Annotated in this window: 8 protein-coding genes; 5 read left to right on the top strand and 3 right to left on the bottom strand. The window is 71.1% G+C overall.

Annotated elements, in window-relative coordinates:
* Positions 1-142: 142 nt before the first annotated feature.
* The 3 genes from ACWGDE_RS14610 to ACWGDE_RS14600 all read right to left on the bottom strand — a co-directional run bounded on the left by ACWGDE_RS14610 (position 143) and on the right by ACWGDE_RS14600 (position 2,713).
* Positions 143-316, bottom strand: coding sequence for a DUF6191 domain-containing protein (locus ACWGDE_RS14610; RefSeq protein WP_453389338.1), 174 nt, complete (start codon positions 314-316; stop codon positions 143-145).
* A 42-nt stretch (positions 317-358) separates the two neighbouring features.
* On the bottom strand, positions 359-1,582 hold the full coding sequence (locus ACWGDE_RS14605; RefSeq protein WP_453389337.1) for a PQQ-dependent sugar dehydrogenase: 1,224 nt from the start codon (positions 1,580-1,582) through the stop codon (positions 359-361).
* Between the two features lie 123 nt (positions 1,583-1,705).
* Positions 1,706-2,713 carry an aldo/keto reductase gene (locus ACWGDE_RS14600; RefSeq protein WP_453389336.1) on the bottom strand — a complete coding sequence of 336 codons (1,008 nt, stop codon included), beginning with the start codon at positions 2,711-2,713 and terminating at the stop codon, positions 1,706-1,708.
* 86 nt (positions 2,714-2,799) lie between these two features.
* Here ACWGDE_RS14600 and ACWGDE_RS14595 point away from each other — a divergent pair, with 86 nt between their 5' ends.
* The 5 genes from ACWGDE_RS14595 (at position 2,800) to ilvC (ending at position 10,707) form a co-directional block, all read left to right on the top strand.
* Positions 2,800-3,747 (top strand): 2-hydroxyacid dehydrogenase, encoded by a 948-nt coding sequence (locus tag ACWGDE_RS14595; RefSeq protein ID WP_453389335.1) that lies wholly within the window; start codon positions 2,800-2,802, stop codon positions 3,745-3,747.
* A 282-nt stretch (positions 3,748-4,029) separates the two neighbouring features.
* A complete protein-coding gene (locus ACWGDE_RS14590; protein WP_453389334.1) occupies positions 4,030-6,918 on the top strand; it encodes a putative bifunctional diguanylate cyclase/phosphodiesterase in 2,889 nt (962 codons plus the stop codon).
* A gap of 215 nt (positions 6,919-7,133) precedes the next feature.
* Positions 7,134-9,020, top strand: coding sequence for an acetolactate synthase large subunit (locus ACWGDE_RS14585; protein ID WP_453389333.1), 1,887 nt, complete (start codon positions 7,134-7,136; stop codon positions 9,018-9,020).
* A 32-nt stretch (positions 9,021-9,052) separates the two neighbouring features.
* Complete coding sequence (gene ilvN, locus ACWGDE_RS14580; RefSeq protein WP_030846902.1) at positions 9,053-9,577, top strand: acetolactate synthase small subunit; 525 nt, start codon at positions 9,053-9,055, stop codon at positions 9,575-9,577.
* 128 nt (positions 9,578-9,705) lie between these two features.
* Positions 9,706-10,707 (top strand): ketol-acid reductoisomerase, encoded by a 1,002-nt coding sequence (ilvC, locus tag ACWGDE_RS14575; protein WP_385329517.1) that lies wholly within the window; start codon positions 9,706-9,708, stop codon positions 10,705-10,707.
* The last annotated feature ends 282 nt before the right edge of the window (positions 10,708-10,989 follow it).

The raw sequence follows: 10,989 nt of genomic DNA, 5'->3' as shown, positions 1-10,989 counted from the left end.
GCACCGCACCTCGCCGCGTTGTCGAGGCACCCGAGGACGTCCAGTAATCGGGAGCCTCTCCGCCTTGCGATGCACGGCACCGGACGACGCGGGCTTAACCGGCAAGATCCGAAAGAGACGACCTAGGCGTGTGCCCGCCGGATCAGGCGCCCGGATGCTCCGTCGGGCGTATGAGCACCTTGCCCGAGTCCAGGTCTATCGGACCCTTTCCCGGGTCGCCGTCGTTCACGTCGACCCGGGAAAGCTCCAGCCGCTTCTTCTCGTCGTCCGTGTGCTTGCGTCCCGGGCTGAACAGCTCCTCGATCATGTTGAACATCGCGCCCACCGTGCCTTTCGTCCCCTCGCCGGGGTCCGCCGGTCATCGCACCGTCAGTGTCAGGATCCTGTCGTCGCCCGATTCCGGCGACCCGCGCCCGTCCGTCTCGCTCGTGACCAGCAGCAGCTTGTCCGCGCCGACGGCCACCACCGTCCGCAGGCGGCCGTACTGACCCTCCAGGAAGGCCTCCGGCTCCGCCACCGGAGTCGCCCCGGCCAGCGGAATCCGCCAGAGCCGCTGCCCCCTCAGCCCGGCCATCCACACCGACCCCTGTGACCAGGCGATCCCGCTCGGCGAGGCATCCTCCGTCTTCCACACCGCCACCGGATCGCGCATGCCCGGCTTCCCGGCCTTCCCCTCCGCCTCCGGCCAGCCGTAGTTCGCGCCGGGCTCGATCAGATTCAGCTCGTCCCAGGTGTTCTGGCCGAACTCGGCGGCCCACAGCCGTTTGTCCTTGTCCCAGGCGAGCCCCTGCACATTGCGGTGGCCGTAGGAGTAGACGACCGAATCGGCCTCGGGATTGCCGTGCACCGGCTGCCCGTCCGGAGTCATCCGCAGGATCTTCCCGCCCAGCGACTTCTTGTCCTGGGCCAGCCCGGTGTCCCCGGCCTCGCCCGTCCCGGCGTAGAGCATCTTGTCCGGGCCGAAGGCGATCCGCCCGCCGTTGTGGATCATCCCCTTGGGGATGCCTCTGAACACCGTGTCGGGCGCGCCCAGTTGGTCTCCGGCCGCTCTCCGCTCGTCATAGCGGAGCCGGGCGATGCGGTTGTCGGACTCGGTCGTGAAGTACGCGTACACCATGCGGTCCGAGGCGAAGGAGGGGGACACGGCCAGCCCCAGCAGCCCGCCCTCGCCGCCCGGGGCCACCCCGGGCACCTTGCCGACCTGGGTCACCGCGCCCGTGCCCACATCAACCCGGCTGATCGTCCCCTTGTCCCGCGAGGCCACCAGCAGGTTCCCGTCGGGCAGCGGGGCCACGCCCCACGGGGACTCCAGGCCCTTGGCGGCCTCGCCCGTCACCGTCACCGCGCCCTTGGCCGGCGGGCCGGGCTCCGCCGGGGATCCGGACGGCCCCTCGGAGGCCCCCGCCCCCGGCGCGGTGGAGGCCGCACCCGGTGAGGCCCCGCCCGGCCGGGCCCCGGCTCCGCCCGGTGGCGAACACCCCGCCGCCAGCAGCGCCCCGCATCCGGCCAGGGCGCAGACGGCCAGCACTCCGCGCCTCCCGCCGCGCGGGCCGGCGTACCCCTTGTTCGGTCCGTATCGCATCGCCTTGCTCCCCTCAGGTCCTCCGATCGTGCCCTTCACAAGACCCAACAGCCACGGCCGTTCCCGAAGTTCCGCCACTCGTACACTCGATCGAGTGGTTGCGGAGCCGGCCCGGGGAACGCGCTAGTCCCAGGCCCCCACCGGGGCCGGCAGCTCCGAGAGCTCCGCCAGATCGGCGGCGGTCAGCATGACCTCCGCCGCCCGCGCGTTCTCCGCCGCCCAGCGCGCCTGCCCGGCCCCCGGCACCGGCACCACCTGCGGACCCTGCGCCAGCACCCACGCCAGCGCCGCCTGCGCCGCCGTGACCCCGGGCCCGTGCCGCAGGGCCACCCGCCGCAGCCCCGCCACCAGCACCTGGTTCGCTGCCATCGCGTACGCCGTGAACAGCGGATGCCGGGCCCGCACGTCCTGCGGCTCGAACCCCTCGCCGGGCGTCAGCGTCCCGGTCAGGAACCCGCTGCCCAGCGGCATCGCCGCCAGGAACCCCACCCCGCGCGCCGCGCACCACGGCAGCAGGTGCCGCGCCGCCTGCGGAGCCCACAGCGACAGCTCCGCCTGCACCGCGCTCACCGGGAACACCTGCTGCGCCCGCTCCAGGTGGCCCACGGTCGTCCGGTACTCCCGGTCCCCGCGCCGTCCCGCACCCGGACCCGCCCCCGCGCCCAGCGCGCAGAAGCCGAGCGCCCGCACCTTCCCGGCGCCCACCAGCTCCGCCATCGCGCCCCAGGACTCCTCCACCGGCACCTCCGGGTCCACCCGGTGCAGCTGGTACAGGTCTATGACGTCGGTGCGCAGCCGCCGCAGCGAGGCGTCGCAGGCCCGCCGCAGGTACCCGGGCCGGCCGTCCGCCACCACGTGGTGCCCGTCCGCCCGCAGCCCCGCCTTGGCGGACACGAAGGCGTCCGGGCGGCGTTCCCGCAGCACCCGTCCGAGCAGCAGCTCATTGGTGTAAGGGCCGTACAGGTCGGCGGTGTCGAGCAGGTTCGCGCCCAGGTCGAGGGCCGTGTGCACCGTGTGCAGCGAGTCCTCGCGCCGCCTGCGCGAAGGCGCGTACGCCCCGCTCATGGGCATGCAGCCGAGGCCGACGGCGCCCACCGCCAGTGCCCCCGCCCCGATCGACCTGCGCTCCACCCGTGCGTCCCCCCTGGTCCTCCCGGTCCGGCACACAAACTAACGGCTCGATCCGGGTTTGATCTCCCTGGCATAGCCTCCAGAGCATGACCGCAGAGATTCCCGACGTCTGGCTCCCCTTCCCCGCCGAGGAGATCGAGGGCCTCCCCGATTCCTTCCGGTACCGCCACTGGGACGGCGAGGAGACCTTCCCGGCCGATCCGGCCGACTGCGTCTTCTACGTCACGCCCTACATGAAGTCCCCGGCCGTCACGCTGCGCCCGCTGCCCGCGATGCCGCGCCTGCGCGTCGTGCAGACCCTCACCGCCGGCATCGATCACGTCCTGGGCGGCCTCGGCGACCTCGCCCCCGGCGTACGGCTGTGCAACGCCCGGGGCGTCCACGAGGCGAGCACCGCCGAACTGGCGCTCACCCTGACCCTGGCCTCCCTGCGCGGGATCCCCGGCATGGTGCGGGGCCAGGACCGCGAGGAGTGGCGCTTCGGGTTCTACGAGGCCCTCGCGGACAAGTCCGTACTGATCATCGGCTACGGGTCGATCGGCGCGGCCATCGAGGACCGGCTCGCGCCCTTCGAGTGCGGGGAGGTCCTCCGGGTCGCGCGGACGGCGCGCACGACGGCGCGCGGGCCGGTGCACGCCCTCGGCGAACTGCCCCAACTGCTGCCCCGGGCCGACGTGGTGATCCTCTCCACCCCGCTCACCGAACAGACGCGGGGGCTGGCCGGCGCGGAGTTCCTCGGCCGCATGAAGGACGGGGCGCTGCTCGTGAACGTGGCCCGCGGCCCCGTCGTCGACACCAAGTCGCTGCTGGCGGAGGTGGAATCGGGCCGGCTGCGCGCCGCGCTGGACGTCACCGATCCGGAACCACTGCCTTCAGGCCATCCGCTCTGGCATGCTCCGGGTGTCCTGATCACGCCCCATGTGGGCGGCAGCAGCTCGGCGTTCGAGCCGCGGGCCAAGCGCCTGGTGGCCCGTCAGCTCCGGCGGTTCGCCACCGGATCGCCCGTGGAGAACACGGTGTTGATCACGGAGTGACGCCTGATGCGCACGCTCCGCAGTCGGGCGGATGCGCTCTGTTGGCGCAACTCCCCGCTTGGTGACGGAGCGTAGAGAAGCTATGTCCCTGAGTGACGAAAGTGGTGTATCGTCCGGAACAAGGGGCTGCGGCGCGTTGGTCTGGCGCTGGGGAGTGATCGGACACTTTGGGGGGCGACGGGCGATGTACGGCCAATGGGCGAAGGATCCGGTGCGGCGAAGCCGCCGCAAGCGACGGTGCCGGGACTGGGCTGCGCCGAAACCAGCCAGCGAGGGGGACCGGTGAGCGCCCCGGGGGCGGCGCTCCTGACCCGCCAGCCCCTCTCGGGCGGCAGCGGCAAGAGCCTGGCCATGCAGCTCCTCCTCGCAGTGGTCAGCAGCGGGTACGCCGTGGGCGCCGCCCTCGGCTGGGGCTCCGAGGACCTCGCCGAGGTCATGGGCGACTTCGGACTCAGCGCCGCCGGACTGCTGGCCGCCGTCTCCTGCTTCACCTACGCGCGGGCCATCGACAGCCGTGAGCGCCCGGCCTGGCTGCTGTTCGCGTTCTCCTCGCTCATGGGCGGCTGCGGCAACGCCGTCTGGGGCTGGTACGAGGTGGTCCTCGGCGAGAGCGTGCCGAAGCCGTCCATCGCCGACTTCGCCTTCCTCTGCTTCGCGCCGCCCGCCATCGTGGGCCTGCTCGTCCTCGCCAAGCGCCCGGTCACCAGGGCCGGCTGGGTCTGCCTCGGGCTCGACTCCTGGCTCATCGGCGGCTCCCTGCTCACCCTCTCCTGGAGCCTGGCCCTCGCGCACGCGGCGCGCACCGCCCAGTCGGGCGCACCCGGGAGCGTCCCGCGCGCGGCGCTCTCGCTGGCCTACCCGCTCCTGGACATCGCGCTCGTCTCGATGGTCCTGGTGCTGCACTTCCGCCGCTCGGAGACCAACCGCTCCGCCGTCAACACGGCCATCGCGGCCCTGGCGCTGACGGTGCTCAGCGACGCGCTGTTCACCTCGCCGCTGCTCAGCGCGGAGTACCAGTCCGGCCAGCTCCTCGACGCCGGCTGGTTCGCGGGCTCGCTCCTCCTCGCGTACGCGCCCTGGGGCGCCCGCCGCATCCACCCGGGCCCCGGCCCCGATCCCGTCGCGCTCGCGCGCGCCGAGCGTCCGCACAGCCGCCCCATCACCGGTTCGCTGCCCGCCCTGACCCCGTACCTCGCGGCCGCGGTCTGCACGCTGGGCATCCTCTACAACGTCGTGGACGGCCGGAAGGTCGACCGGGTCGTCGTCTTCACCGGCTGCACGGTCGTCCTCGCCCTCGTCATCCGGCAGGGCATCATGCTCCTCGACAACATCGCGCTGACCCAGGAACTGGCCCAGAAGGAGAACCACTTCCGCTCCCTGGTCCAGGGCTCCAGCGACGTCATCATGATCGCCGCGCCCACCGGGACCCTGCGCTACGTCAGCCCCGCCGCCGCCGGGGTCTACGGCCGCGAGGCGGAGGAACTGGTCGGCACCGAGCTGGCCACCCTGATCCACCCCGACGACCTCGGCCGGGTCGTCCACGAGGTGCGCCGCTTCCTGGCCGCGCCGCCCACGGAGGAGCCGACCACCCGCATCGAGTGCCGGTTCAAGTCCGGCGGCGGCGAATGGCTCAACGTGGAGTCCACGGTCAACCGCCACCAGGGTGGCCTCATCCTCAACAGCCGCGACGTCACCGAGCGGGTCAGGCTCCAGGCGCAGCTCCAGCACAGCGCCGAGCACGACCCGCTCACCGACCTGCCCAACCGGGCCCTGTTCACCCGCCGGGTCCGCCAGGCCCTGACCGGCCGGCGGGCCGGGGACCACAGCACCGCCGTGCTCTTCATCGACCTCGACGGGTTCAAGGCGGTCAACGACACCATCGGCCACCAGGCGGGCGACGAGCTGCTCATCGAGGCCGCCCGCCGGCTCCAGGACTCGGTCCGCGCCGGGGACACCGCGGCCCGCCTCGGCGGCGACGAGTTCGCCGCGCTGATCCTGGGCGACGGCAGCCGCGACCGCAGCGCCCGCGAGTACCAGGTCCACGAGATCGCCGACCGGCTGCGCACCACGCTCTCCCAGCCGTACCGGATCGCGGGCAGCGAGGTACGGGTCGCCGCCAGCATCGGCGTGGCCTTCGCCGACCCCGGCATCACCCCTTCGGACCTGATGCGCAACGCGGACCTCGCGATGTACCGGGCCAAGGCGGGCGGCAAGGACCGCGTCGAGATGTACGCGCCCCAGATGCAGGCCGAGGTCGTCCGCAAGGCGGAGCTGGCCGGGCGGCTGCGGACCGCGCTGCACGAGGGCGAGTTCGCGCTGCTGCACCAGCCCGTGGTCTCCCTGGCCACCGGCGAGATCTCGGCCGTGGCCGCGCAGGCCCGGTGGCGCTCGGCCCAGGGGATCCTCTTCACGCCCGCCGAGTTCCTGCGGGTCGCCGAGTACAGCGACGGCGGGCACCACCAGAGCGTGCCGGACGCCTCGCGCACCGCCGAGCTGGGGCGCTGGCTGCTGGAGGAGGCCGTCGGGCAGGCCGCCGAACGGCACCGGGCCGGGCACGACGTACCCGTGGCCGTACGGATGACGGCGCAGCGGCTGCTGGACCGGTCGATGCCGCTGGGCTCCGTGGAGGCCCTGCTGACGCGCAACGGGCTGCCGTCGGGGGCGCTCGTCCTGGAGCTCGCCGTCTCCGACCCCAGGGTGCCCTTCGACGACCTGGAGCGGCGCCTGGCGGCACTGCGCCGGCTCGGGGTCCTGATCGCCCTGGACGGCTTCGGCAGCGGTTACGCGGCCATCAGCGCGCTGCGCAGGCTCCCCGTGGACATGCTCAAGCTCGACCGGGGGCTGGTCGAGGGCGTCGTGGAATCCCCCCGGCTCCACAAGATCACCGCAGGTTTGTTGCGGATCGCAAACGACCTCGGCATGCAGTCGGTGGCGGAGGGCGCTGACCTGCCCGAGCAGGTGCTGGCCCTGCGTGCGATGGGCTGTACGCACGGCCAGGGGATGGCCTTCTCCGGCCCTCTCGACGAGTACAGGCTGCGCCGGGCGCTCGTGCGAGGTACGTTCCCTGTACCGGGCGGCGCGGCCCAACCCGCATTGGCCGGTGGTTCCCCAGGGGGCTCGATGGTCATCCACAGAGGCTCACATAATGAGACGCCCGTCCCACCCGCTTGACATCACCCTCCCGCCGGAGGGAGGGTCAATGCCATGCGCACCCGAATTCTCGTACTTGGAAAGCGCGTCGGCTGAAGCTGGGACCAGCATGTCCCCGCTCAACGCACCCGACGCGCTCCCCTCGCTTGCCTCCCGGCACGAGGGGTTTTTTGTTGCACTGGCAACGTCGAATCTCGTAAAACCCTCCTCGTAAAACCCTCAGCTTCGAGAAGAGAATGCCGATGACCGAGCAGGCCACCGGGGCCCACCATCCGCAGCCGCGGGCCCGTACCGGCGGACACCAGTCCGCCGCGATTGAGCACGTCACGGGTGCGCAGTCCCTCATCCGCTCTCTCGAAGAGGTGGGGTGCGACACCGTCTTCGGCATCCCGGGCGGCGCCATCCTCCCGGCCTACGACCCGATGATGGACTCCAAGAAGGTCCGTCACATCCTGGTCCGCCACGAGCAGGGGGCCGGCCACGCCGCCACCGGCTACGCGCAGGCCACGGGCAAGGTCGGCGTCTGTATGGCCACCTCCGGCCCGGGCGCCACCAACCTGGTCACCCCGATCGCCGACGCGCACATGGACTCCGTCCCGCTCGTCGCGATCACCGGCCAGGTCTCCTCCAAGGCGATCGGCACCGACGCCTTCCAGGAGGCGGACATCGTCGGCATCACGATGCCGATCACCAAGCACAACTTCCTGGTCACCAAGGCCGAGGACATCCCGCGGACGATCGCCGAGGCCTTCCACATCGCCTCGACCGGCCGCCCCGGCCCGGTCCTGGTCGACATCGCCAAGGACGCCCTGCAGGCGAAGACCACGTTCTCGTGGCCGCCCACCCAGGACCTCCCGGGCTACCGGCCGGTCACCAAGCCGCACGCCAAGCAGATCCGCGAGGCCGCCAAGCTCATCTGCCAGGCCAAGCGCCCGGTCCTGTACGTCGGCGGCGGCGTCATGAAGTCCGGCGCGACCGCCGAGCTGAAGGTCCTCGCCGAGCTGACCGGGGTCCCGGTCACCACCACGCTGATGGCGCTGGGCTCCTTCCCCGACAGCCACCCGCTGCACGTGGGCATGCCCGGCATGCACGGTGCGGTCACGGCCGTCACCGCCCTGCAGAAGTCGGACCTGCTGATCGCCCTCGGCACCCGCTTCGACGACCGCGTCACCGGCAAGCTGGACAGCTTCGCCCCGTTCGCCAAGATCATCCACGCGGACATCGACCCGGCCGAGATCGGCAAGAACCGCGCCGTCGACGTCCCGATCGTCGGTGACGCCCGCGAGGTCATCGCCGACCTGATCCAGGCGGTCCAGGCCGAGCACACCGACGGCAACGCCGGCGACTACAGCGCCTGGTGGAAGGACCTCAGCCGCTGGCGCGACACGTACCCGCTGGGCTACGAGAAGCCCTCCGAGGACATGCTGTCCCCGCAGCAGGTCATCGAGCGCATCGGCCAGATGGCGCCCGAGCACACCATCTACGCGGCCGGCGTCGGCCAGCACCAGATGTGGGCCTCGCACTTCGTCAAGTACGAGGAGCCCCGCACCTGGCTGAACTCCGGCGGCGCCGGAACCATGGGCTACGCGGTCCCGGCCGCGATGGGCGCCAAGGTCGGCATGCCGGACCGCACGGTCTGGGCGATCGACGGCGACGGCTGCTTCCAGATGACCAATCAGGAACTGGTCACCTGCGCGCTGAACAACATCCCGATCAAGGTCGCGATCATCAACAACGGCGCCCTGGGCATGGTCCGCCAGTGGCAGACCCTCTTCTACAACCAGCGCTACTCCAACACCGTGCTGCACGCGGACGAGACGGGCCACGAGACGGTCGGCTCCCAGCTCGGCGAGTCCGTCGCCCCGCGCAAGGGCACCCGCGTCCCGGACTTCGTGAAGCTGTCCGAGGCCATGGGCTGCGTCGCCCTGCGCTGCGAGGACCCGGCCGACCTGGACCGCGTCATCGCCGAGGCCAACGCGATCAACGACCGTACGGTGGTCGTCGACTTCATCGTCCACGAGGACGCCATGGTGTGGCCGATGGTCGCCGCCGGCACCTCGAACGACGAGGTCATGGCCGCCCGGGGCGTCCGTCCCGACTTCGGCGACAACGAAGACGACTGAGCCGAGAGAGCCTGAGAGAGAGAACGACTCACATGTCCAAGCACACGCTCTCCGTCCTGGTCGAGAACACGCCCGGCATCCTCGCCCGGATCGCCGCGCTGTTCTCCCGCCGAGGGTTCAACATCGACTCCCTCGCGGTCGGTGTCACCGAGCACCCCGACATCTCGCGCATCACCATCGTCGTGAACGTCGAGGACCTCCCGCTGGAGCAGGTGACCAAGCAGCTCAACAAGCTGGTCAACGTGCTCAAGATCGTCGAGCTGGAGCAGCACAACGCCATCGAGCGCGAGCTCGTTCTGGTGAAGGTCCGCGCCGACAACGAGACGCGCTCGCAGATCGTCGAGATCGTCCAGTTGTTCCGTGCCAAGACGGTCGACGTCTCCCCGGAGGCCGTCACCATCGAGGCCACCGGCGGCAGCGACAAGCTGGGCGCGATGCTCAAGATGCTGGAGCCCTTCGGCATCAAGGAGCTCGTCCAGTCCGGCACGATCGCCATAGGGCGCGGCGGCCGGTCCATCACGGACCGCAGCCTGCGCGCGCTCGACCGCAGCGCCTGAGCCGGCCGGGCCGCCGGGCGGCCCGGTCAGCGCCCCGCTCGCTCGCTCGTATGGCGAGACCGAGAACCACGTATTCCGTTCCCCGCCGTACGGTGGGAGCAACACCAGCGCACCAAGGAGATATCCCAGTGGCCGAGCTGTTCTACGAGAACGACGCCGACCTGTCCATCATCCAGGGCCGCAAGGTCGCGGTCATCGGTTACGGCAGCCAGGGCCACGCCCACGCGCTGTCGCTCCGTGACTCCGGCGTCGACGTCGTCGTCGGCCTGAAGGAGGGCTCCAAGTCCAAGGCCAAGGCCGAGGAGCAGGGTCTCAAGGTCCTCCCCGTCGCCGAGGCCGCCGCCTGGGCGAACGTCATCATGATCCTGACCCCGGACCCGCTCCAGGCCGAGATCTACGCCGAGTCGATCGAGCAGCACCTGGAAGAGGGCGACGCGCTCTTCTTCGGCCACGGCTTCAACGTCCGCTACGGCTTCATCACGCCCCCGGCCAACGTGGACGTCGCCCTGGTCGCCCCGAAGGGCCCGGGCCACCTGGTCCGCCGTCAGTACGAGGAAGGCCGCGGCGTGCCCTGCATCGCCGCCGTCGAGCAGGACTTCACCGGCTCCGCCTTCGCGCTCGCGCTCTCGTACGCGGCCGGCATCGGCGGCACCCGCGCCGGCGTCATCAAGACCACCTTCACCGAGGAGACCGAGACCGACCTGTTCGGTGAGCAGGCCGTCCTCTGCGGTGGTGCCTCCGCCCTGGTCAAGGCCGGTTTCGAGACCCTGACCGAGGCCGGCTACCAGCCGGAGATCGCGTACTTCGAGTGCCTGCACGAGCTGAAGCTCATCGTGGACCTCATGTACGAGGGCGGCCTGGAGAAGATGCGCTGGTCGGTCTCCGAGACCGCCGAGTGGGGCGACTACATCACCGGTCCCCGCATCATCACGGACGCCACCAAGGCCGAGATGAAGAAGGTCCTCGCGGAGATCCAGAACGGCGAGTTCGCCAACACCTGGATGGCCGAGTACAAGGCGGGCCTGCCGAAGTACAACGAGTACAAGAAGGCCGACGAGGCGCACCTGCTCGAGACCACCGGCAAGAAGCTGCGCAAGCTGATGAGCTGGGTCGACAACGACGAGAGCTGATCGCGCGCGCGACGGGGCCGGGACATCGCGTCCCGGCCCCGCCGTCGTACCGCGAAGCCGGGCAATGAAGCCGGGGATTACAGCGATCCGATAGTTCGGCTTGTCCACCCCGGCCAATCCCGGAAGGGTGATCCTTCCGGACAGGCGGAATTCCGTAGCGGATCCGCCACTACACTGCTCAACACAACGCGTCAGGCCCACAGTGTCGTGCGTCTTCCACGCGGCTACCCCCTCCACCGCCTGCGGCCGTCGGGACGGCCGTCCGCACTGGACTTGTGAGGA

This window comes from Streptomyces sp. NPDC054956 (genome assembly GCF_053609185.1).
Note: the sequence above shows the minus strand (reverse complement) of the source record. Positions and strands in the feature narration are given on the sequence as shown.